Origin of the sequence: Reyranella sp. (assembly GCF_004296935.1) — a bacterium.
GTDB lineage: Bacteria > Pseudomonadota > Alphaproteobacteria > Reyranellales > Reyranellaceae > Reyranella.
Map to the genome: position 1 here is coordinate 1 of NZ_SCVH01000137.1, position 21,282 is coordinate 21,282.

21 protein-coding genes are annotated in these 21,282 nt (G+C 66.7%); 7 read left to right on the top strand and 14 right to left on the bottom strand.

Annotated features, from left to right (window positions below; translation table 11 throughout):
- The 4 genes from EPO55_RS19100 to EPO55_RS19115 all read right to left on the bottom strand — a co-directional run.
- Positions 1 to 541, bottom strand: a 541-nt coding sequence (locus EPO55_RS19100) for an NAD(P)-dependent oxidoreductase (RefSeq protein WP_296338728.1), incomplete at its 3' end; no start/stop codon positions are given.
- Positions 541 to 1,587, bottom strand: coding sequence for a hypothetical protein (locus EPO55_RS19105; RefSeq protein ID WP_296338729.1), 1,047 nt, complete (start codon positions 1,585 to 1,587; stop codon positions 541 to 543). The genes EPO55_RS19105 and EPO55_RS19100, both read right to left, overlap by 1 nt.
- Positions 1,584 to 2,546, bottom strand: coding sequence for a peptidyl-alpha-hydroxyglycine alpha-amidating lyase family protein (locus EPO55_RS19110; protein ID WP_296338730.1), 963 nt, complete (start codon positions 2,544 to 2,546; stop codon positions 1,584 to 1,586). Before EPO55_RS19110 ends, EPO55_RS19105 begins: the two co-directional genes overlap by 4 nt.
- A gap of 10 nt (positions 2,547 to 2,556) precedes the next feature.
- Positions 2,557 to 4,260: a GMC oxidoreductase gene (locus EPO55_RS19115; protein ID WP_296338731.1), complete on the bottom strand. Its 1,704-nt coding sequence runs from the start codon at positions 4,258 to 4,260 to the stop codon at positions 2,557 to 2,559.
- Positions 4,261 to 4,379: 119 nt separating this feature from the next.
- Between EPO55_RS19115 and EPO55_RS19120 the strand changes: the two genes are divergently transcribed.
- Genes EPO55_RS19120 through EPO55_RS19130 form a run of 3 tightly spaced genes read left to right on the top strand, consistent with a single transcriptional unit; the run spans position 4,380 to position 6,750 of the window.
- Complete coding sequence (locus EPO55_RS19120; protein ID WP_296338732.1) at positions 4,380 to 4,790, top strand: nuclear transport factor 2 family protein; 411 nt, start codon at positions 4,380 to 4,382, stop codon at positions 4,788 to 4,790.
- Positions 4,790 to 6,508, top strand: a complete 1,719-nt coding sequence (locus EPO55_RS19125; RefSeq protein ID WP_296338733.1) for an amidohydrolase family protein — start codon at positions 4,790 to 4,792, stop codon at positions 6,506 to 6,508. Before EPO55_RS19120 ends, EPO55_RS19125 begins: the two co-directional genes overlap by 1 nt.
- On the top strand, positions 6,505 to 6,750 hold the full coding sequence (locus EPO55_RS19130; RefSeq protein ID WP_296338734.1) for a hypothetical protein: 246 nt from the start codon (positions 6,505 to 6,507) through the stop codon (positions 6,748 to 6,750). The genes EPO55_RS19125 and EPO55_RS19130 overlap by 4 nt, the downstream gene beginning before the upstream one ends.
- Here EPO55_RS19130 and EPO55_RS19135 read toward each other — a convergent pair.
- From EPO55_RS19135 to EPO55_RS19160, 6 genes are all read right to left on the bottom strand, one after another.
- Positions 6,747 to 7,781, bottom strand: coding sequence for a 5-methyltetrahydropteroyltriglutamate--homocysteine methyltransferase (locus EPO55_RS19135; protein ID WP_296338735.1), 1,035 nt, complete (start codon positions 7,779 to 7,781; stop codon positions 6,747 to 6,749). The genes EPO55_RS19130 and EPO55_RS19135 overlap by 4 nt on opposite strands.
- On the bottom strand, positions 7,781 to 8,740 hold the full coding sequence (locus EPO55_RS19140) for a tripartite tricarboxylate transporter substrate binding protein (protein ID WP_296338736.1): 960 nt from the start codon (positions 8,738 to 8,740) through the stop codon (positions 7,781 to 7,783). Before EPO55_RS19140 ends, EPO55_RS19135 begins: the two co-directional genes overlap by 1 nt.
- Before the next feature lie 13 nt (positions 8,741 to 8,753).
- Complete coding sequence (locus EPO55_RS19145; protein WP_296338737.1) at positions 8,754 to 10,127, bottom strand: amidohydrolase family protein; 1,374 nt, start codon at positions 10,125 to 10,127, stop codon at positions 8,754 to 8,756.
- A 2-nt stretch (positions 10,128 to 10,129) separates the two neighbouring features.
- Positions 10,130 to 11,074 (bottom strand): NAD(P)-dependent oxidoreductase, encoded by a 945-nt coding sequence (locus EPO55_RS19150; protein ID WP_296338739.1) that lies wholly within the window; start codon positions 11,072 to 11,074, stop codon positions 10,130 to 10,132.
- Positions 11,075 to 11,079: 5 nt separating this feature from the next.
- Positions 11,080 to 12,486: an amidase gene (locus EPO55_RS19155; RefSeq protein ID WP_296338741.1), complete on the bottom strand. Its 1,407-nt coding sequence runs from the start codon at positions 12,484 to 12,486 to the stop codon at positions 11,080 to 11,082.
- Positions 12,487 to 12,783: 297 nt separating this feature from the next.
- Entirely contained in the window at positions 12,784 to 13,665 is an 882-nt protein-coding gene (locus tag EPO55_RS19160; RefSeq protein WP_296338742.1) for a LysR family transcriptional regulator, read from the bottom strand.
- 91 nt (positions 13,666 to 13,756) lie between these two features.
- Between EPO55_RS19160 and EPO55_RS19165 the strand changes: the two genes are divergently transcribed.
- Complete coding sequence (locus EPO55_RS19165) at positions 13,757 to 14,830, top strand: DUF561 domain-containing protein (RefSeq protein ID WP_296338743.1); 1,074 nt, start codon at positions 13,757 to 13,759, stop codon at positions 14,828 to 14,830.
- Here EPO55_RS19165 and EPO55_RS19170 read toward each other — a convergent pair.
- Complete coding sequence (locus tag EPO55_RS19170) at positions 14,811 to 15,404, bottom strand: TetR/AcrR family transcriptional regulator (protein ID WP_296338744.1); 594 nt, start codon at positions 15,402 to 15,404, stop codon at positions 14,811 to 14,813. The two genes, EPO55_RS19165 and EPO55_RS19170, sit on opposite strands and share 20 nt — an antisense overlap.
- A gap of 45 nt (positions 15,405 to 15,449) precedes the next feature.
- On the opposite strand from EPO55_RS19170, the gene EPO55_RS19175 reads away from it, so the two are divergent.
- Complete coding sequence (locus EPO55_RS19175) at positions 15,450 to 15,911, top strand: VOC family protein (protein ID WP_296338745.1); 462 nt, start codon at positions 15,450 to 15,452, stop codon at positions 15,909 to 15,911.
- A gap of 4 nt (positions 15,912 to 15,915) precedes the next feature.
- Here EPO55_RS19175 and EPO55_RS19180 read toward each other — a convergent pair whose 3' ends face one another.
- From EPO55_RS19180 to EPO55_RS19190, 3 genes are read right to left on the bottom strand one after another with little or no spacing between them, the layout of a single operon-like run.
- On the bottom strand, positions 15,916 to 16,527 hold the full coding sequence (locus EPO55_RS19180; RefSeq protein WP_296338747.1) for a LysE family translocator: 612 nt from the start codon (positions 16,525 to 16,527) through the stop codon (positions 15,916 to 15,918).
- 13 nt (positions 16,528 to 16,540) lie between these two features.
- Positions 16,541 to 17,971: a glutamine synthetase family protein gene (locus EPO55_RS19185; RefSeq protein ID WP_296338749.1), complete on the bottom strand. Its 1,431-nt coding sequence runs from the start codon at positions 17,969 to 17,971 to the stop codon at positions 16,541 to 16,543.
- An 8-nt stretch (positions 17,972 to 17,979) separates the two neighbouring features.
- Entirely contained in the window at positions 17,980 to 19,311 is a 1,332-nt protein-coding gene (locus tag EPO55_RS19190; protein WP_296338750.1) for an aromatic ring-hydroxylating dioxygenase subunit alpha, read from the bottom strand.
- Positions 19,312 to 19,358: 47 nt separating this feature from the next.
- On the opposite strand from EPO55_RS19190, the gene EPO55_RS19195 reads away from it, so the two are divergent.
- Together EPO55_RS19195 and EPO55_RS19200 are read left to right on the top strand one after the other, a co-directional pair.
- Positions 19,359 to 20,243 carry an alpha/beta hydrolase gene (locus EPO55_RS19195; protein ID WP_296338751.1) on the top strand — a complete coding sequence of 295 codons (885 nt, stop codon included), beginning with the start codon at positions 19,359 to 19,361 and terminating at the stop codon, positions 20,241 to 20,243.
- Positions 20,240 to 21,259, top strand: a complete 1,020-nt coding sequence (locus EPO55_RS19200; RefSeq protein ID WP_296338752.1) for a zinc-binding dehydrogenase — start codon at positions 20,240 to 20,242, stop codon at positions 21,257 to 21,259. Before EPO55_RS19195 ends, EPO55_RS19200 begins: the two co-directional genes overlap by 4 nt.
- Positions 21,260 to 21,282 lie beyond the last annotated feature (23 nt).

The window sequence follows — 21,282 nt, forward strand, 5'->3', positions numbered from 1 at the left end:
CCTGCTCCTCCTTGAGGCGGGAGATGTCGTAGTAGTGCACCTTCATTCCGAAGGCGAGGGCGAGCCGGGCGACCTTCTTGCCGATCGTGCCCAGGCCGATGATGCCCATCACACGGTCGCGCACCTCATGGACCTGCGGCGGCGAGTTGCCGTGCCACCGGCCGGCCGTGACGTTGGTGTGCTGGATGATGATCCGGCGCGAGACGGCCAGCGCCAGCAGCATGGCGTGCTCCGACACCGCGGTCGAATTGGCGCCACCATTGGCGCACAGCGGCACCTTGCTCTTGCGCGCGGCATCGAGGTCGGCCTTGTCGTAACCGGCGCTCAGCATCTGGATGAGCTTGAGGTGCGGCGCTTCCTTGAAGAGCTGTGGGTTCACGTACTGCTGGATGAAGCCCACGAAGTAGTGGGTACCCGGCAGCGCCGCCTTCTGCTCCGGCGAGTTGTGCAGCGCCTTCACGATCTCGAAGCCCTTTGGCGCAAGATCGTCGACCATCGACAGCGTGTCCTTGGGGCCGACGACCAGAATCCGTTCAACCATCACAATCCCTCCGCAGCAACACGATGTCCCTTCAGCAACCCGGGCAACCGCCCGGGTTCGGTCCGGCCCCAGCCGCATTCGGCCGAGAGCCCAAAATCGTCCGCATACCGCCGCGCCACGGCAATGCGGGCCTTGTCACCGGCATCGTCGTCGTGGTGCAGCAGCCCGAGATAGAGCCTGGTTCCCGCCGGCTGCTTCCACGCCTTGAGCGGCGCGTAGTAGGCCTCGTCGATGCGCCCCTTGGGAACGGGAATATGCAGGAAGTCGATGCGCCGCTTCGTGGCGGCGGCGATCCCGTTCATCATCTCGACCAGGATCGCAGCGTCCCTGGGCTGCACCAGGTGTTCGTCGCGCGGCGAGCCGTAGCAGAGGTGATAGCCCATCTCGACGCCAGTCGGCACGGCATCGCCAAGGCGGCCGAGCATCTCGAAGATCTGCGCCTTGTAATGCGCCGGTCGGTCCTTGAAATAATTCTCGAAGGCCAGCACTTCCTGGCAGACGTCCCACTGGATCGAGAGATCGGCTGCGGGAATGGCGGCTACGATGTTGGCCAATGCCGTCTTCAGCGCGCGCTCATAGACACCGAAATAGGTCTCGCGCGCCGGGCCGCTCACATAGAGATAGCCGCTGGCCTGCGGGGTCGGCAGGCAGACCTGGAAACGCACATGCCTGGGAATGGCGCCGGCGTCGCGCAGCCGCTTGAAGACTTCCCAGGAGGCGAGGGCTGCCTTGTCGTAGCCGGTCTCGAATACGACGGTGGCAGGATCGACGCCGGGTTTGAAACGAACCTGTTCGACCTCGCGCACGACCTTGCCGTCCCACTGGATGAACTTGTAGGGCGGCACCGTGGGGTCGATCTCCATCGCCGGATGATCGAGCAGCATCTGGCGCTGGAAATAGACCCAGCGCGAGCGCTCGCCGGTCTCGCCGTCGGGCATGCGCTTCAGGTAGGGGCCGAGTTCCGATGCGAGGCGGCGGAACACCTGCTCGCTGTTGTCGAGCGGGATGCTGCCGATCAGGTGCAGGCGGCCGGCAGTTTCCATCACGCGACCTTTTCCAGTTTCTGCAGCGAGCGCAGGTACTTCGGCACCGGCACGCCGGGATGGGTGCTCGGCCAGTTGGTGTAGCTCACCTCGCCGACATAGATATCGCCCTTCGAATCGACCGCGAGCCCGTGCGGCGACAGGAAGCGGCCGGTCTCCTGGCCCGGGCCGTGCTCGCCGCCCAGCCGCGCGAGCGTCTTGCCCTGCTTGTCGACGATGGCCAGACGTGGCCCCAGATTGGTGTGATGGGTGTTAACCGGCATTCCCGGTCCCAGCTCGCCGATGATGAACCGTGGATTCTTGCCGCCGCAGCAGTAGAGCGCGCAAGGCCGGTGCATGTTGTTCCACTGCGCCTCGTACTTGCCGTTGCCGTCGAACACCTGCACGCGATGGTTCTCGCGGTCGGCGACATAGACCCAGCCGTCGTCGTCGGTGACGACGTTGTGCACGATGTTGAACTCGCCGGGATCGGTGCCGGTGGTGCCCCAGCACATCAGGTGGCGGCCATCGGGCGAATATTTGTGGACGCGGCTGTTGCCGTAACCGTCGGAGACGTAGATCTCGCCCTTGGGCGAGAGGGCGGTGTGGGTGCAGCGGTTGAACGGTTTGCCGCTCAGGAACGGCGCCGGCTGGTCGGGCACGCCGATGGTCAGCAGCACCTTGCCGTCGGTGGTGATCTTGCGGACCGTGTGGTCGCCGTCATCGGTGCAGTAGAGATTGTCGTCGCTGTCGATGTCGATGCCGTGGGCGCGGTTGAACAGGCCTTCGCCCCACGAGCGCAGGAAGTTGCCGTCGCGGTCGAACACCATCATCGGATGCTGGCCGCGGTTGAAGACATAGACCCGGTCCTTGCTATCGACGGCGACGGCCGCGACATCGCGGAACTCCCAGCCTTCGGGCAGCTTGGCCCAGTTCTCGACCACGCGATAGCGATGCTCGCCGCTTCCCAGCACGACCGACATGCGCTTCTCCTCAGTGACCGGCGAGAACGGCTTCCGAGATCTTCTCGGCCGTCATCAGGGTGGGGAAGTTGGTGTTGGCGCAGGGCACCACCGGGAAGATCGAGGCGTCGACCACCCGCAGGCCCTGGACTCCGCGCACCCGGCCCGACGTGTCGACGACCGCCATGGGATCGTCGTCGCGGCCCATACGGCAGGTACAGGAGGCGTGCCAGACGCCGATCGCGGCCTTGCGCACGAAGGCCTCCAGCGCCTCGTCGTCGGTCATCACCTGGTCGAACGTAAAGCCCTCGACGACGAAGTTGTCGATCATGTAGCGGCGCAGGGCGGACGGGCCGTCGAGCAGGGCGGCGACCGCGCGGGTCAGCCACTTGTTCTTGGTGTTGACCACGCCGATCTGGCGCACCTTGTCGCTGTAGGACGCGGGGAAGGGCACGTCAGACACCTTGCGCAGCGCATCGGTCATCTGCACAGCCGCCATCATCTTGAAGCCGCTCATCAGGCGGTCGATGTCGCGCTTGTCGGACAGCAGATTGAATTCGACGACCGGCTCGCTCCGCCAGTCGCGCGAGGCGAGCTTGACCTGGCCGGTCTCCGAATAGGTCTTGTTGATGAAGGTGAGCAGCGAGGCGATCTGCTGCCCCACGGCATGCCACGCCGACTTAGAGACCACCGCCACGAACATGTCGCCCTTGGGGATGCCCGGCAGGTTCGAGGAATAGCGCAGGCCGACATGGATGTGGCGCCGCGTATGTTCCTTGAGGCGCGCGCCGCGCTTGATGAAGGACGAGAGCGCGATCGAGGGATGGTCCATCAGCCGCTGGCCGACGCCGGGAAGGGCGGAGATCACCGGAATGCCGAGGTCGGCGAGCTGGCCCACCGGCCCGATGCCGGCCCGCATCAGATGGGCGGGCGAGTGGATGGCGCCGCTGGAGAGGATGATCTCGCGGCCGCGGAACTCCTGTTCCTTGCCGCCGATCACCGCCGTCACGCCGACGCAGCGCGTGCCTTCGAACAGCAGCGACTTCACCTGCGTGTCGGTCGAGATGGTGAGGTTGGAGCGCTTGCGCGTCTCGGTGTCGAGGTAGCCCATTGCCGCCGACACCCGCCGCTCGTCGGCGTTGGAGTGGGTGACCGGGAAATAGCCGTCGACGAATTCGCCGTTCTGATCGGGCAGGAACTTGAAGCCCTTCTCCTCGAAGGCCTTGCCGACCGCCTGGGCGTGGCCGGTCCAGTGCTCGCGCGGGATGCGGCGTACCGGAATGCGGCCGTCCTTGCCGTGCCACGGTCCGTCGAAATCGAGGTCGCGCTCGACCTTCTTGAAGTAGGGCAGCACGTCGTTCCAGCCCCAGCCGGCCGCGCCGCGCGCCTGCCATTCGTCGTAGTCGGTGGGCGCGCCGCGGTTGGCCATCTGGCCGTTGATCGACGAGCCGCCGCCCAGCACGCGCGCCTGCTCGTACTTGCGCAGCGGCGGCCGGTTTTCCTGCGGATTGTTGTGGCTGACGATCTGGGTATGGACCTTGAGCTCGGTCCAGTGGAAGCGCGGGTCGAAGTAGGCCGTGCCCGAATAGCTGTCGGCGATCTCCGGTGGCTCCTTGCCCGGAGGCGTGTCCTGGCCTGCCTCGCACAGCAAGACCTTGTTGGAACTCCTGGCCGAGAGCCGGTTGGCCATGACCGAACCGGCCGAGCCGCCGCCCACGATGATGTAGTCGTACACCGCGCGTTTCCCCTTTTTGTTGGGCCTACGCTAGCACGCCTGCGGGCCAATGTGGGGATGACCTTGCCGGCACCGGAGAAGCCTGCAATCGTTTCGAAACGCCGCGCGGGAGGTTTCGTATGCCGGACATCACAGCCGCAAACGCCGACATCGCCACACCAGAACTCATGAAGTCGATTTCGGCGGCCTTCAACAGCCGCGACGTCGACCGCATCGTCGCCTGCTTCACCGACGACGCCACCTTCTGGCTGGCGCGCGGGCCGGAGCCGGTCGGGCGGACTCTCAAAGGCAAGGAGGCGATCCGCAAGACGCTGGCGGATCGCTTCAAGGTGATCCCCGACATGCGCTGGGACCACAAGGAGTACATCTTTGCCGGCAACCGCGCGATCTCGGTCTGGACCGTAAGAGGCAAGGGCGCCGACGGCGAGGACCTCAACTACCAGGGCTGCGACATCTATACCTTCCGCGGCGGCAAGATCTCGGCCAAGGATACCTACTGGAAGATCGTCGAGCAGAAGGATCGCCTCTGATGGCCCTCGATCTGGTGATCCGCGGCGGCACGGTCGTCGACGGTTCGGGCAAGAACCGCTTCACAGCCGATGTCGGCATCGCCGACGGCAAGATCGTCGAGGTCGGCCGCATCAAGTCGGTCGCCGCGCGCACCATCGACGCCGACGGCTTGATCGTCTCGCCGGGCTTCATCGATGGGCACACCCACATGGACGCGCAGGTCGCGTGGGATCCGCTGGGCAGCTGTTCGTGCTGGCACGGCGTCACCTCGGTGATCATGAGCAACTGCGGCTTTGCCCTGGCGCCCTGCAAGCCGGAGGACCGCGACTGGTATGCGCGCTGTCTCTCGGCGGTCGAGGACATCCCGACCGAGGCGATGGCGGCCGGCATCGACTGGACCTGGGAAACGTTTCCCGAATACCTCGCCACCGTCGAGCGCCTGCCCAAGGCGATCAACTACGGCATGTACATCGGCCATTCGGCGCTGCGCATGTACGTGATGGGCAAGCGCGCGCTCTCCGAAAAGGCCACCGAGGACGACATGGTCCGCATGGCCGCCGCCGTGAAAGATGCGCTGCGTGCCGGCGCCATGGGTTTCTCGAGCTCGCGCGCTTCCACGCACGTCACGCCCGACGATACGCCGGTGGCGAGCCGCATCGCCGAGTGGGAGGAGATCGACCGCATCATCGCGGCCATGGCCGAGCTCGATGCCGGCATCTTCCAGGTCGGCCCCGATATCGCGAGCGGTGCGGCGCATCGCGCCTTCCTGGCGCGCCTGCGCGAAGTCGCTCTCGCCTACAAGCGACCCATCATGTTCGGCGTGCTGGCGACCAAGCAGGGCGACGATCCGACGGGTTGGGCGTACCAGACCAAGTACATCGACGACACGGTTGCCGCCGGCGGCCGCATGTTCGGCCAGGGCACGACGCGTTCGATCAACGCGATCTTCTCGCTGAAATCCTACCTGCCCTTCGACGTTCTGCCGGCGTGGCGCAAGGTCCGCGACCTGCCGATGGCGGAGCAGAAGCGGCGACTGGCCGATCCCGAGGTGCGGCGCGAGCTGGTCGCGGCCGAAGGCCGGATGAAACCGCGTGACAATGTCTTCCAGGGAGGCGGGGCGGCGACCACGGATCCGCGCAAGCCCGACTACTCCAATCTGTTCGCAATGAAAGGCGTCGACTGGGACGATCCGACGATCGAGCAGCTCGCCAAGGTGCGTGGACAGCATCCGGTCGAGGTCATGATCGACCTGTCGCTGGCCAACGAGAACCAGGTCTATGTTCAGCCGTTGGTCAACGAGTCGCCGGACGACGTGCTCGGCATCCTCAAGCACGACCGCACGCTCGCAACCTTCTCGGATTCCGGCGCCCATGTGTGCCAGGAGATGGGCTCTTCGCTGCAGACGCATCTGCTGAGCTACTGGGTGCGCAAGCGTGGCGCCTTCACGTTGGAGCAAGCGGTGAAGAAGATCACCCACGACAACGCCAAGGCCTGGGAGCTCAATGACCGCGGTCTCGTGCGCGAGGGCTATCGGGCCGACCTCGTGCTGTTCGAGGAGGACGGCATCCGGCCCGCCCTGCCGACGGTCGAGAAAGACCTGCCCGGCGGCGCCCGCCGCCTGGTGCAGAAGGCCGAGGGCATCAAGGCCACGCTGGTGAACGGCGCCGTGGCTTTCGAGAACGGCGAGGCGACCGGGGCTTACTTCGGCCATGTTCTGAAGGGCAAACTGGCGTCATGACACGCTTCGCCCTCGCAGCCGTTCTGATGACCCTTGCCGGGGCGGCGGCTGCGCAGACGAAGCCCAATCCGGCCGGCACGATCGGCAGCGCCGATGCCAAGGTCCGTCTGCAGACGCTGGGCTACAAGAACGTCCACGACCTGCGGCGCGACGCCGACGGCCAATGGGTCGGCAAGGCGACGCGGGGCAACGTCGAGAAGTCCGTGATGGTCCCGTCTCGCGGCAACGTGGTCGCGCGCTAGCTCAGTTCCTTCCGCACGATCGCGGCGCCTTCCGCCAGCGCCTTCAGTTTTCCGAAGGCCGTGGCCCGCGGCAGGTACTTCATGCCGCAGTCGGGCGCCGGTAGCAGCTTTTCGGGCGACATGTACTTCAGGCCGGCGCGGATGCGTTCGGCGATCTTCTGCGGCGTCTCGATCGCGGGATCGTTGAGGTCGATGACACCCAGCATGACCTTCTTGGGCGCGAGATCCTTCAGCACGCCGAGATCGATCTTGGGTTGGGCCGACTCGATGGAAATCTGCTGGGCGATCGTGTCCGCGAGCTGCGGCAGGAACGTGTAGCCCGTGGGTTTGCTGAGGCCGGGCACAACGGCGGCATAGCCGAAGCAGAGATGAACGACCGTGGGCACGCTGATGCCTTTTAGCGCCCGGTTGATCACCTTGACCGCGTAGCGGCTGGCTTCTTCCGGATTGTTGCGCAGCCACGGCTCGTCGAGCTGGATCACGTCGGCGCCGGCCCTTACCAGGTCGTGCGCTTCCTCGTTCACCGCGGCGGCATAGTCCATGCACATCGCCTCGGCGTCCTTGTAGAACTCGTCCTTGACCTGCTGGCCCATGGTGAAGGGGCCGGGCAGGGTGATCTTGGCCGGCCGGTCGGTGTTGGCGCGCAGGAACTGCATGTCGCGCACTTCGACGGGGCGCGTGCGCCGGAGCTTGCCGACGACACGCGGCACCGGCGTCTTCTGGCCCGACCGCGTCGTCACGTAGCCGGGGTTCTCCTGGTCGACGCCTTCGAGCGCGGTGGCGAAATGGTTCGAATAGCTTTCGCGGCGCATTTCGCCATCGGTGATGATGTCGATGCCGGCCCGCTCCATGTCACGGATGGCGAGCAGGGTGGCGTCGTCCTGGGCCTGCTGCAGGTAGGCCTCGGGCACGCGCCAGATCTCCCTCAGGCGCGTGCGCGGCACGACCTTCGACAGCATCTCGCGGTTTACCAGCCAATCGGGCTGCGGGTAGCTGCCGACGACGGTGGTTTGGAGAAGCGGTTCGGTCATCACTGCAGCTTGATGTTGGCCTTCTTGGCCAACTCGGCGTTTTCCTTGACCTCGCGCGCGACGATCTTGTCGAGCTCGGCCGGCGTGGTCGGCGAGGAGTCGGTGCCGAGGGCCGCCAGCCGCTCCTTGACCTCGGGCGAGTCGAGCGCCTTCTTCACCTCGGCATTGAGCTTGGCGATAATCGCTGGCGGCGTGCCGGCCGGGGCGAACAGTCCGACCCAGAAATTGTAGCCGCTGTCCTTGAAGCCCTGCTCCTCGGTCGTCGCAAGGTTGGGCAGCACCGACGAGCGCTTGGGGCTGCCGTTGGCAAGGGCCACCACGCGGCCGTCGCGGATCATCGGAAGGGCGGCGATCACCGGGCAGAAGTAGATGTCGGTGCGGCCGTTCATCGTGTCGCCGAGCGCCTCGGGTGTGCCCTTGTAGGGGATGTGTACCGTGTCGATGCCGGCTGCGAGCTTGAACTTTTCGGCATTCATGTGGGTGCCGCTGCCGGTACCGGCGGTTGCGTAGGTGAGCTTGCCCGGTGCGGCTTTCGCAGCCTTCACGTAGTCGGCTGCGGTCTTCCAGCCCTTCGATGGCGAGGCGACCATGATGTTCGGCTGCACGGCCAGCAGGCTGACCCCCGGCAGATCCTTCACGGTGTCATAGGGCATGGTGGGATAGATCGCGGCATTGACCGTGTGCGCCGAGGAGTTGGCGAGCAGCGTGTAGCCGTCGGGTGCCGCCTTGGCGACCTGGTTCGCGCCGATCGTTCCGCCGGCCCCGGGCTTGTTCTCGACGATGACGGTCTGGCCCAGGTTCTTGGACATGACCGCCGCCAGGGCGCGTGCCGTGACGTCGGTGGCGCTGCCCGCGGTGAAGGGCACGATGATGTTGATCTGCTTGGTGGGGTAGTTCTGCGCCGATGCGGGCAGGACGGCGAGCGCCGCTGCGAGCGCAAGTGCGATCAGGCGTGTCATTGATTTCCTCCCGTTATGTCGCCGCTATTTCGCGGCTGATGCTTTTTATTTCCAGTCTCGACAGAATTCGTTCGCCTGACGCCGCCAGCTTGGCGCGGACGCCGGCCACATCCGACCATACCAGCTTGCCCTCGCGCTTGGCGAACCTTCCGGCCACGAGGACGTCACGCACCCGCGCGCCCGAGCCCTGCATCACGACGGTGGCCATCGGATCGTGCACCGGCCACATGGCGAGTGGTCCCAGAGACATTACCGCAATATCGGCCTGCCTGCCCGGCGCCAGGCTGCCGATGCGATCGGCCATCCCCAGCATCGCGGCACCCCGGGTGGTGATCCAGTCCAGGGCCTCGGCAGCGGGCACGGTCGAGGTCGCGGGAATGCCGCCGCTCCGGGCCCGTTCCGCCGCATTGTCGAGGGCGCGCTGCGAGGCGAGCGCCATGCGGGCCACAGTGAACATGTCGCCACTGATCGCCGATTCGAGATCGACGCCAACCGAAGGCGCCGAGCCCAGCGCGCGCAGGCGGCCGGTGATGGGATGGCCATGGCCCTGCGCCATCTCGTTCTCGGGCGTGATCGAGAAGCTGACACCGAGGTCGACGAACGCCTTGAGCTGGGCGTCGGTGAGGTTGTTGCCGTGCACGATGTTGATGTGCGGCCCGACCAGCCCTTGCGCCATCAGGGTCTCCCAGCCGCCCGGCGTCTTGGCCTCGCCGCCGCCCTGGTGCATCGAGGCGACCAGTCCCATTTCCTTGGCCAGCGCGAAATCATGGGCGCTGACGTCCAGGGTCGAATAGTGCGGCCCCAGCACGGCCATGCCGAGCGTGACGTGTCCGACGCGGTCGGCGAGCGGGCCTTTCAGCAGGCGTTCGATCTCGCGGCGTGGGTGAGGGACCTCGGAGAAATGCGGCTCGCCGGGCTTGGGATCGGGCTTGGGCGAGCCATGGAAGAAGGCGGCGCGGATGCCGCTTTCCTTGAGGCCCGCAATGGCTGCATCGGTGTGCGCCGGCGTGGGGTTGTTGTGACACCAATCGACCAGGGTGGTGACGCCGTGGTCGAGCTGGTTGAGCGCCCCGGCCAGGGTCGCGATATGGATGTCGTCGGGCGTGAACACGGTGGCGAGGCCCGCGTGCACGTGGCGAAAATATTCCAGCAGGGTCCAGTTGGCGGCGACCGAGCGCAGCGCCGTCTGCCAGGTGTGCATATGGGCGTTGATCAGGCCCGGCATCACGAAGTGGCCGGTGCAATCGACTGTCTCGGCATTGCCTGCCGCCAGGGACGGCGCGATGGCGGCGATGCGGCCGTCCTCGATCAGCACGTCGCCGCGAGGCAGCACGCCCAGCGCCGGGTTCTGGGTGACGACGATGCCGGATTTCAGCAACAAAGCCATGGTCAGGCGAGCCCGTCGCTCACCTTCACGTTCTCCGGTTCGAGCTTCATGCCGGCGGCCCGCGCCAGCTCGAGCAACAGCACGGAGAAATCGACGTCGCCGGGATACTGATGCGACAGCGCCAGCACGGAGTCGCGCGTCACCGAGGCGGTCGGCATCATCACACCGAACGACTTGGCGGCGCCCATGCCCAGTTCCATGTCCTTGAGCAGCAGCTTGGGCGTGAAGGTGGTGGTGAAATCGAGGTTCACCAAGGCCGGCGTCTTGTACCTGGTGTACATCGAGCCCAGGACGCTCTGGTTGATCGATTCCAGGAACACATGGCGCGGGATGCCGGCCTTCTCGGCCAGCAGCGTGATCTCGCACAGCGACTGGATGATGACGCCGAACATGGTGTTGTGCGCGATCTTCCAGATGCGCGAGAGCTCGCCCTCGCCGACATACATCGCCGACCGGCCGAGCGCCGAGAGAAGAGGCTCGACCGCGTCGTATTCGGCTTTCGGTCCGGAGGCCACGACCAGCAGCTTGCCCGCCTTGGCGACCTTGGCATTGCCCGAGACCGGCGCACTGAGATAGGCGACACCCGCCTCTGTCAGCCTCTTGCGGATCTCGGCCGAGCCGGTGTCGGAGATCGACGACATGTCGACGATGCGCTGGGGCCGGGCATTGCCCGACAGAACGCCGCCCCCAATTACACCACCTGGGCCGAACAGAATGTCTTTCAGGTCGTCGGTGGTCGACACCATGGTGAAGACGGTGGCGCAATGGGCCATCGCCGTCTTGTCGGTGACGACCTCGGCGCCGATCTGGGCCAGCGGGTCGGCCTTGGAGGCGGTACGGTTCCACACCGAGACGCCGTGACCGGCCTTGACCAGGCGGGCGGCCATTGCCTCGCCCATGCGGCCGAGGCCGATCCAGCCGATGGAATGCGATGCCTTGCTGCTCATGTCGTCTATCCCTTCACCGGATCGATTGGTGCGACGATGCCTTCGGCCGCCTCGATCACCTCGCCGGCGTCGAGGCAGAGGTCCTCGCGGTTGCGCATCGCCATGATCTGGACGCCGGTGCGCAGCTTGCCGTGGCTGCCAACCGGCACGGCAAGGCCGGGCAGGCCGAGCAGCGGGGCGAGCAGGGCGGGGCGCATCGCGTCCAGCACCGTCGCCTGACCGTCGCGGGTGACGTCGGCCACCTGCTTGGGCGGCAGGTCGGAAAGCGTCGGCAGGATCACCAGCGGCCACTGCTGAAAGAAGGTCATCCAGCGGAACAGCAGGCTTTCGCGTTCAGTGAGGGCGGCGACATAGGTCGCGAGGTCGACCGGCTTGTGGATGTCGAGCCAGCCCCGCATGGCGGCAATGCCGTCGGGATCGCCCATCTTCTGCATGGTCGGCCACAGGCCGCCGATGACGTCGGTGACACAGATCTCGTGCCAGAGCTCGACGCCGCGCTCGATGTCGGGCGGCAGCACTTCCTCGACGACGTAGCCCGCGGCCTGCAGATGCTTGCCGGCCTGGCGCACCGCCGCGACCTGTGCGGGATGGCTCTTGCCACCTGGCACCTCGGGCACGATCGCGACCTTGATCGGCCGTGCCGGTGGCGGACCCTGCATGGGCACGTCATTCCAGCGCCAATCGCGCCGGTCGCCGCGCGCCATCACCTCGAGGGCCAGGCGCGCGTCGCGTACCGTGCGGGTGTGCGGACCCTGCACCGCCATCAGCACGGCGCCGATCGGCCGTCCCGCCGCCGCTGCCGTGGGGTTTAGGGACGGAATGCGGGCAAAGCCCGTGCGCAGGCCGACCACGCCATTGCAATAGGCGGGGATGCGGACCGAGCCGCCGATGTCGTTGCCATGCGCGATCGGGCCGATGCCGGTGGCGACGGCCGCGCCCGCGCCGCCGCTCGAGCCGCCGGGTGTCACCGACGGATCGCGCGGATTGAGCGTGCGGCCGTGCAGTGCATTGTCGGTGAAGATGCGCATCGAGAAGGCCGGCGCGTTGGTGCGGCCGACGATGATTGCGCCGGCATGTTTCAGGTTGGCGACGACCGGGCTGTCTTCCTTGGCGATGAGGTCCTTCAGCGGCACGACGCCGTTGTCGGTCGGCAGCCCCGCCTGGTCGACATTGATCTTGGTCGTGACCGGCACGCCGTGCAGAGGCGGCAAGGCATGCCCGCGCGCACGGGCGGCGTCGGCGGTTTCGGCCTGGGCTCGGGCGTCGTCCTCCAGCACGCGGACCACAGCGTTGATCGCCGGATTGACCTTGTGCAGGCGGGCCAGCACCGAATCGACGGCTTCGCGGGCCGAGGCCTGCCCGGTGCGGATGAGGCGCGCCAGGTCGGTCGCGTCGTATTGCCAGAGTTCCATGAAAGCTTCTCCTTGGGACGCCGCAGCGTCCGGGAGAAGCAGTCTATTTGCAAGTATGCTGGCGTCGCGTCAGTTCCCGCGCATGCGCGTGCAATCCCACGGGCAGGGTTGCGGCTCGCCACAGGCGGCCAGCGGCATCAGGAACAGCGCCATCAGGAGAAGTCTCAACGCCATATGGTCCTCCAACGCTCGGCCCAGCACAGGCCGCACCGTGGAATGGTCGAGAAAGGCCATCCGCGGAAGTCACAATTCAGAGAGGCAACCTCTGTGGCGGCGCGATTATCGTGCTGCCGCGCATCATCTGACTTTCCTCGTGGTCGCGTGCTTCTGGAAGGCCGTCAGGGCACTGGAGCAGAGCATGTCGCGGCGGCGCACGAAGACGGTCTGCACGCGCGACTCGGTCGAAGGCAGGCGATGCGCCGTGATGCGTCCGCCGCGCCAGGCGGGCCCGATCAAGGCGCGCGGCAGCAGGGTGATGCCGAGATCAGCCGCGACCGCCCCCAGGATCGCCTCGAGCGTGCCGAACTCCAGGCGTCTCAAGCCGACGATGCCGCGTCGCGCCAGCACCTCTTCCAGGCGCTGGCGGTAGGAGCAACCGGTCCGCAGGATGACGAGGCGAAGATCGGGGCGGGCGAGCAGGGATGCCACCGAGCGTTCGGACGGGGCGCTCAGCAGCGCCAGCTCCTCTTCGAAGACCGGTGTGGCGATCAACAGCGGATGCACGACCGGCCCGCAGACGAAGGCGCCTTCCAGTTCGCGATCGATGACTCGTTCGATCAGTTCGGCGGTGGTGCCGGTGCGCAGGACGAGGTCGACCCCGGGATGGGCGGTCACATAGGAGGCAAGCACGGGCGACAGCCGCAACGCCGCCGTGGTCTCCAGCGAGCCGATGGTGAGCGTGCCGAGCGGGGCGCCGTCGTCGCGCGCGGCGCGGCCCGCTTCGGCCAGCAGGGCACCGACCCGGGCCGCATAGGGCATCAGCCGCTCGCCGGCCCGCGTCAGCCGGGCGCCCGCGCGGCTGCGCTCGAACAGGGCGACGCCCAATGCCTCTTCCAGACGGCGCACGCGCTGGGTCACGTTGGATTGCACGGTGTTCAGTTCGTGCGCCGCCCGGCCCATGCCGCCCAGCCGGGCGACGGCTTCGAAAGTGACAAGATCCTTGGCATCCACGGGCATCATGTTAGCAGATGATATCGATCATTATAAATCGCTATTTAAGATGATAATCGACGCGCTAGAGTGCCGTCAGTCCCTTTCAGGAGTGGCACACATGAAGTGGCAGGACCGTCGTCTGCTCGACCTCTTCGGCATAGAGCATCCCATCCTGCAGGCGCCGATGGCGGGCGTGACCTCGCCGCAGATGGCGATCGCGACCTCGGAGGCGGGTGGCTTGGGTTCCATCGCGGCCGCGATGCTGACACCAGAGGGCACCCGCCAGGAGCTTCAGATGGTGAAGCAGGGCACCGGCCGGCCGTTCAACATCAACTTCTTCGCACACAAGGCGCCCACGGCGGATGCCGCGCGCGACGTGCGCTGGCGGCAGAGGCTTGCAAAGTACTATGCCGAACTCGGCCTCGCGCCCGATGCCAAGGGCCCATCGCGTGCCGCGTTCGACGCCTCGTTTTGCGATCTCTTGCTGGAATTTCTGCCCAAGGTGGCAAGCTTCCATTTCGGCCTCCCCGACGGCACCCTGGTGAAGCGCCTGAAGGCGGCGAAGATCCTGATCCTCTGTTCGGCGACCACGGCCGAGGAGGCACGCTGGCTGGAAGGCGAGGGCGTCGATGCGGTGATCGCCCAGGGCGCCGAGGCCGGCGGTCATCGCGGCATGTTCCTGGTCGATGATATTTCGCGCCAGGCCGGCACGATGGCGCTGGTGCCGCAGGTCGTGGATGCCGTGAAGGTGCCGGTGATCGCGGCCGGCGGCATCGGCGATGGCCGCGGCATTGCGGCGGCACTGGCGCTGGGCGCGGCCGGCGTCCAGATCGGCACCGCCTTCATGCTGACGCCCGAGGCCAAGACGGCGCCGCTTCACCGCGCGGCGTTGAAGCAGGCCAACGACAACAGCACCACGCTCACCAACGTCTTCACCGGCCGGCCAGCGCGTGGCATCGTGAACCGCATCGTGCGCGAGATCGGCCCGATGAGCGCCGATGCGCCGGCCTTTCCGCTCGCGGCTGAGGCCACGCAGCCGATGCGTGGTGCGGCCGAGGCCAAGGGCTCGACCGACTTCACGCCGCTGTGGAGCGGCCAGGCGCCGACGCTGGCGCGCGAGATGCCGGTGGGCGAGATGGTGGCGAAGCTGGTGACGGAGACCGACGCGGCGCTCAGGCGGACGCGGGGATGACTGTATCGATGAGCCGGTCGACGAAGGCGCGCGTGATCGGCGCGTGGCCCATCAGCAGGCGGTAGAACAACGGCCCGAAGATCAGGTCGAGGGCGAGCTCCATGTCGGCAGGAGGTGCCACGAGCTTGTCCTCGACGCAGCGGTCCAGCAGCAGGCGCGTGGCATCGCGGTTGCGGGTGATGAATTCGTGGCGGAACGCCTTGGCGAGTTCGGTCTCCGACTGCGCCGCGGCGACCATGGCCGCGACGCTGCGGCCGGTCGGGGCGGCGAAGGCGTCGGCGACCGCGTGGAGCTGGGCGCGCAATGCGGCAAGCGGCGTGCGGGCGGTCCGAGCCGCGTCGGGAGCACCCGTCGCCTCGAGAAAAGCCGCCATCGCCACGGCGGGCGCGTTGGGCCAGTAGCGGTAGATGGTGGGACGGCTCACGCCTGCTTTTTGCGCGATCGCCTCGATGCTGACCGCGGTCAGGCCGCCGCGTTCGAGCAGCGCCCGGGCGGCCGCCAGGATGGCGGCACGGGTGCGCGGATCGCGCGGGCGGCCGCGCGCGGGGGAGGGTGGCGGGGGTTGACGGGCCATCTATTTATGTTACGGTACGTAACGTAATATAACACAAGTGATGCCATGCCAGCAAAGCAGAAGGCCCCACAGCAGACCTTGCGGGCTCATGCCACCGTGCACGACGCCAAGGCGGCGATCGCGTTCTACGTCAAGGCGTTCGGCGCGGTGGAACTGTTCCGTCTGGTCGAACCGGCGGGCCGCGTCGGTCATGCCGAGATCAGGATCGGCGACAGCGTCCTGATGCTGAACGACGAATATCCCGACTTCGGGGCAAAGAGCCCTGCCTCCGTCGGCGGCTCGCCCGTTGCCTTCCGCATAGAAGTGCCGGACGCCGACGCCGCCGTCGGCCGCGCCGTCAAGGCGGGCGCCACCGTGGTGCGGCCGGCCCAGGACGAGTTCTACGGCGACCGCATGGGTATGGTGGCTTGCCCGTTCGGCTACCGCTGGTCGCTCGCGGCGCCCAAGGAGCAGGTAAGTCCCGCCGAAATGCAGAAGCGCTGGAGCAAGATGCTGTCGGGCGGCTAATCCGTCAGCGTTCGGTTAAGGCAAGTTTGGCGCCCAACACGGCGAAGGCGCCGGCAAAGGTCCGGCGCATCCAGGTCATCACGCGCGGCCGCGAGATCACATGGTCGCGCACCGAGGCGGCAAACAGGCCGTAGGCGGCGAAGACCACGAACGTCATCAGCATGAAGACGGCGCTCAGCATCAGCATGTGCGGCACCGGTTGCGCCTCGTCCGTGCTCACGAACTGCGGCAGGAAGGCGAGGAAGAAGATCGACAGCTTGGGATTGAGGATGTTGATCAGGACGGCCTCGACCGTCACCTGCAAATCCGTCCGGGCGCCGGTTTCCTCGGCGACGCTGAGGGCGCCGCGTTCGCGCAGCGTGTTCCAGGCCATATAGAGAAGGTAGGCGACGCCCAGGTGCTTGAAGGTCTCGAAGGCAAGCGCGCTGGTGTGCAGCAGCGCCGCCAACCCCAGGATCGCCGCGGCCATGTGCGGAACGCAGCCGAGCGTGCAGCCGAACGCCGCCACGACGCTGGCCCGGGAGCCGCGCGAAAGACCCGCCGCCAGCGTGTAGAGCGCGCCGGTGCCGGGCGAGGCGACGATGATGAAAGACGTGATCAGGAATTCGAGGCTCACGGCGGCGCTCCTCTCAGAAAAGCGAGAAATACTCGCGCTGCTCCCAGTCGCTGACGTCGGCATTGAAACGGTCGATCTCGGCCTGCTTCAGCTTGAGATAGTAATCGACGAAGAAGTCGCCGAAACCCTCGCGCAGCACCTGGTCGCCGCGCAGCGCCTCCAGCGCTTCGCCCAGGCTGCGTGGCAGCGCCGGTGCCTTGGCCTCGTAAGGCGTGTCGGCCGAGGGACCGGGATCGAGCTTGCGCCCGATGCCGTCGAGGCCGCTCACCATCTGGCTCGCCATATAAAGGTAGGGGTTGGCGGCGGGCTCGCCGACGCGGTTTTCCAGATGCGTTGCCGGATCGCCCGGTCCGCCCAGCACACGGACCATGACGCCGCGGTTGTCGCGACCCCAGACGGCGCGGTCGGGCGCGAGCGAGAAGGGGCGGTAGCGCTTGTAACCGTTCAGGGTGGGCGTGCTGAAGGCCGCGGCGGCACGCGCATGTTTTAGCAGCCCCGCCATGTAGTGCATGCCGGTCGCGGACAACGGTTCGGTGACATCGACGAAGGCATTGGCGTGGGTCTTCCGGTCCTTCAGCGACTGATGCAGGTGCCAGCCGCTCGACATGACATTGGGAAGCTTGGGCCGGCACATGAAGGTGGCGTGATAGCCGTGGCGCTGGGCGACCTGCTTCACGGCGCTGCGGAACAGCATCATCGTGTCGGCCGATTCGAGGCCCGGCGCCGTGCGAAAAGTGAATTCGACCTGGCTCGGCCCGAACTCGACCTCGATCGAGCGCAGCGGCAAGACGAGGTCCGCGATGTTGCTGCGCAGGATTTCGAGGATCGGGTCCATCTCGTCGTGGCGCAGTTCCGTCAGATACTGGTAGCCTTGGTTGAGCAGCGAGACCTCGGGCGGTTCGCCGGACGGGCCGGCGTCGCCGGGTGCGAGATGGTTCTTCCCGAGCTTGAAGAGATGGAACTCGACCTCCAGCCCCGTCACCAGGTCGTAGCCCTGCTCGGCCAGTGCCACGAGGCTCTGGCGCAGGATGTGACGCGTGCTGAGCGGCATCGGCCGGCCATCGGCATAAAAGATGTCGCACAGCATCCAGCCGGTGTGCGGCGCCCAGGGCAGCACGCGGAAGGTGGCGGGATCCGGCAGCATCATCACGTCGGCCGCGCCTTCCAGCTCCTTCATCCCGAAGCCGCCGCCCGGCGTCCACACCGGGAACACCGTACGATGCGAAGTGTCCTTCAGCAGCATGGTGGTGGTGAAGCCGACGCCGTTCTTCATCGCCGCGGCAATCTCGCCGACGACCAAAGTCTTGCCGCGCAAAATGCCGTGCTGGTCGGCAAAGGAGAGGCGCACGACGGTGAGCTCGCCCGCCTGGATGCGGCGCTCGGCTTCGCGCGCGGCGGCCTGACGCTCGGCCGTCCACAGGCCGGCTTTTTCAGCGAGATGCATGCCGCTCTTCAAGCCACGAGGGGCGGGATGGTTTTGGCGGCCCAACTCGAGCCGCTGCGGCGCCGCGCATCGACGTCCTTCCAGTAGGCCTCCCAGCCCTCGGTCGGGCCCATGCCGTCGATGGCGATCGGGCCGCGGATCGTGGAGGCGCGCGCCGGATCGAGCCACATCGGCGGCTTCTCGCCGTTGGCGACCTGGCCGATGGCGGACAGCAGCATGCGGCGGTAGGCCACGATCGCCTTGTCGGTGGTGCCGAGATGCTCGCGCGTGCGGTCCTGGATGCGGCCCTGGCTCTCGATCGCCCATTGGTCGTGGACGTTGATGTCGAAGCCCATGCCGGTGAAGGTCTGGCTCTGCTGCTCAGCCACGCTGTAGCCGTAGGCATTGTGGCGACCGAGACGCGGCCGATAGTCAGGCAGCTCGTAGAGTTTCAGCCGCTGCTCGCGCATCGCGGCGTGATCGACCGGGGCGCCAAAGCTGGTGAAGATCGCGTACCAGTAGCAGCTCGTGTCGTCGATCGGCACATGCCATTGTGTGATCGTCATCTCGGCGCTCATCGGGATCACGAAGGCGTAGGGGAAGACGAGGTTGGTGACGCGCACATGAGTGTGCTGCTCGTTGAGCTTGCGCAGCGCGAAAAGGCGCATGCCGTAGTCGGTCGCCTCGACGTCGAGCCGCGGCCGCGTGAATTCGCGCAGCAGCCGCGTCATCGGGATGTCGGAATCGGCGGAGGCGCTGCGGAACTGCTTGCCGTAGGCGCCGCCGGTGTCCTCGTCCTCGTAGAAGCGGTGGAGATACGAGGCGTGTGCCGGATCGATGCCGACCTCGAGCGCCTGCAGCCAGTTGCAGTCGATCAGGCCCTTGAAGGCGAAAGCATGCGTGCCCGGCGCCAGGAAGCAGTCGAGGTCGGGGAAGGCGGGTGCTTCGCCTTCGCCCAGGTAGGCGAAGATGATCCCGTTCTTGACGATGATGGGATAGTTCTTCTGTCGGACGCGCTGACAGAGTACGGAGCCCTCCGGTTCGGCCGGCGTCTCCAGGCACTTGCCGTCGACGTCGAACAGCCAGCCGTGGAACAGGCAGCGCAGGCCACCGTCTTCGAGGCGGCCAAAGGCGAGATCGGCGCCGCGATGCGGGCAGTCCCGGTCGAGCAGCCCGTGCCGGCCGCGCTCGTCGCGGAACAGCACGAAATCCTGGCCGAGCACGCGTACCGCCTTGGCCGGCCGCTCCTGGGGCAATTCGTCGGCCAGGGCCACCGGATGCCAGTAGTGGCGCATCAGGGCGCCGCATTTGGTGCCCGGACCGACACGGGTGATCAGCTCGTTTTGCTCAGGGCTCATCATGTTCCCGAGAGTGACGCAAACCGCCGGGATTCGCTATAGAAGACCGCATGACCTCCACTCTGAACGGCATGCCGGGGCCCACTTCCCGGGTTTTCTTCTCTCAGCGTCTGCGTCTTCACTATGTCGACTGGGGCAATCCCGAGGCGCCGCCGCTGCTGCTGGTCCATGGCGGCCGCGACCATTGCCGCAACTGGGACTGGGTGGCGCAGGCGCTGCGCAAGGATTGGCACATCATCTGCCCCGACCTGCGCGGGCACGGCGACAGCCAGTGGTCGCCCGACGGCAACTATTCCATGGCGGCCTACATCTACGATCTGGCGCAGCTCATCCATCAGCAGGCGCTGGCGCCGGTGACGATCGTGGCCCATTCGTTGGGCGGCAACATCTGCCTGCGCTACGCCGGCATCTATCCCGACAAGGTGCGCCGGCTGGTGGCCATCGAGGGACTGGGCCCGTCGCCCAGGGTCATCGCCGAGCGCAAGAAGACGATGGCCGAGCGTATGCGTGAGTGGGTCGAGGAGCAGCGCAAGCTGTCGGCCCGCGGCCCGCGCAAGTATCCGACCATCGAGGACGCCTTCAAGCGCATGCAGGAGGAGAACAAGCACCTGAGCGCCGAGCAGGCGCGCCATCTCACCCAGCAGGGCGTCAACCAGAACGAGGACGGCACTTATAGCTGGAAGTTCGACAACTATGTCCGCGCCTGGCCGCCCTACGACATGAGCTACGCCGACATCGAGACGCTGTGGACCGAGATCAGTTGTCCGACCCTGCTGGTCTACGGCAAGGAGAGCTGGGCTTCCAATCCGGAGAAGGACGGCCGCCTCGTACATTTCAAGAGCGCCAAGGTCGTCGAGTTCGACAATGCCGGGCACTGGGTGCACCACGACCGGCTGAATGATTTCGTTCAGACGACAAAGGGTTTCATCGCATGAGGGCGGCGATCTTTCGCGGCGGCGACATCGTCGTCGACACATTGCCGGCGCCAGTGCCGGGCGTCGGGCAGGTCCTGGTCAAGACGCTGGCCTGCGGCATCTGCGGCTCCGACCTGCATGCCGCGAAGCACGCCCATCGCATGGTGGCCGTGGCCAGGCGCACGCCTGGCCGCGTGCCGATGGACCTTTCGCGCGACATCGTGTTCGGCCACGAATTCTGCTGCGAGGTGCTCGACTACGGCCCGCAGACGGAGCGCCGGCTGAAGGTCGGCACGCGCGTCTGCGCCATGCCGCTGATGATCGAGGCCGATGGGCCCAAGGGCATGGGCTATTCCAACACTTACGTCGGCGGCTACGCCGAACAGATGCTGCTGTCGGCGCCGCTGATGCTCGAAGTGCCCAACGGCCTGCCGACGGAGCATGCAGCGCTGACCGAACCGCTGGCCGTCGGTGTGCACGCGGTCGAGAAGGGGGCGTTGACCGGCGAGGAAGCGCCGCTGGTCGTGGGGTGCGGCCCGGTCGGCCTCGCCGTCATCGCGGCGCTGCGGCTGAAAGGCATCAAGCCGATCGTGGCGGCGGATTTCTCGCCCAAGCGGCGCGAGCTCGCCCTCAAGTTGGGCGCCGATGTCGTGGTCGATCCGGCGCAGGAATCGCCCTATGCCAAACTGGCGGCCGACAGGCGCGCGGCGATCTTCGAATGCGTGGGCGTTCCGGGCCTGCTTCAGCAGGTGTTCGAGAAGGCGCCGCGCGATGCCCGGATCATCGTGGCCGGCGTCTGCATGGAGCCCGACACGATCGAGCCGATGTTCGCCATCTTCAAGGAATTGAACCTCCAGTTCGTCCTGGGCTACACGCCGGAGGAATTCGCGCGCTCGCTCCGCCTGCTGGCCGACGGCAAGGTCGATGCAGAGGCGCTGATCACGTCCAAAGTCGGGCTGGATGGTGTAAAGGGAGCGTTCGAGGCCTTGGCCAATCCGGAGAGACACACCAAGATTCTGGTCGAGCCCTGGCGGTAAGATCGGGGCGCTGAGGGAGGAAA

Coding starts and splice junctions, on each gene's coding strand:
- EPO55_RS19135 (WP_296338735.1), bottom strand. CDS start 7,781: ATGACCGAACCGCTTCTCCAAACCACCGTCGTCGGCAGCTACCCGCAG.
- EPO55_RS19190 (WP_296338750.1), bottom strand. CDS start 19,311: ATGATGAGCCCTGAGCAAAACGAGCTGATCACCCGTGTCGGTCCGGGC.
- EPO55_RS19195 (WP_296338751.1), top strand. CDS start 19,359: ATGACCTCCACTCTGAACGGCATGCCGGGGCCCACTTCCCGGGTTTTC.
- EPO55_RS19185 (WP_296338749.1), bottom strand. CDS start 17,971: ATGCATCTCGCTGAAAAAGCCGGCCTGTGGACGGCCGAGCGTCAGGCC.
- EPO55_RS19155 (WP_296338741.1), bottom strand. CDS start 12,486: ATGGAACTCTGGCAATACGACGCGACCGACCTGGCGCGCCTCATCCGC.
- EPO55_RS19160 (WP_296338742.1), bottom strand. CDS start 13,665: ATGATGCCCGTGGATGCCAAGGATCTTGTCACTTTCGAAGCCGTCGCC.
- EPO55_RS19165 (WP_296338743.1), top strand. CDS start 13,757: ATGAAGTGGCAGGACCGTCGTCTGCTCGACCTCTTCGGCATAGAGCAT.
- EPO55_RS19120 (WP_296338732.1), top strand. CDS start 4,380: ATGCCGGACATCACAGCCGCAAACGCCGACATCGCCACACCAGAACTC.
- EPO55_RS19175 (WP_296338745.1), top strand. CDS start 15,450: ATGCCAGCAAAGCAGAAGGCCCCACAGCAGACCTTGCGGGCTCATGCC.
- EPO55_RS19150 (WP_296338739.1), bottom strand. CDS start 11,074: ATGAGCAGCAAGGCATCGCATTCCATCGGCTGGATCGGCCTCGGCCGC.
- EPO55_RS19140 (WP_296338736.1), bottom strand. CDS start 8,740: ATGACACGCCTGATCGCACTTGCGCTCGCAGCGGCGCTCGCCGTCCTG.
- EPO55_RS19110 (WP_296338730.1), bottom strand. CDS start 2,546: ATGTCGGTCGTGCTGGGAAGCGGCGAGCATCGCTATCGCGTGGTCGAG.
- EPO55_RS19200 (WP_296338752.1), top strand. CDS start 20,240: ATGAGGGCGGCGATCTTTCGCGGCGGCGACATCGTCGTCGACACATTG.
- EPO55_RS19125 (WP_296338733.1), top strand. CDS start 4,790: ATGGCCCTCGATCTGGTGATCCGCGGCGGCACGGTCGTCGACGGTTCG.
- EPO55_RS19170 (WP_296338744.1), bottom strand. CDS start 15,404: ATGGCCCGTCAACCCCCGCCACCCTCCCCCGCGCGCGGCCGCCCGCGC.
- EPO55_RS19145 (WP_296338737.1), bottom strand. CDS start 10,127: ATGGCTTTGTTGCTGAAATCCGGCATCGTCGTCACCCAGAACCCGGCG.
- EPO55_RS19130 (WP_296338734.1), top strand. CDS start 6,505: ATGACACGCTTCGCCCTCGCAGCCGTTCTGATGACCCTTGCCGGGGCG.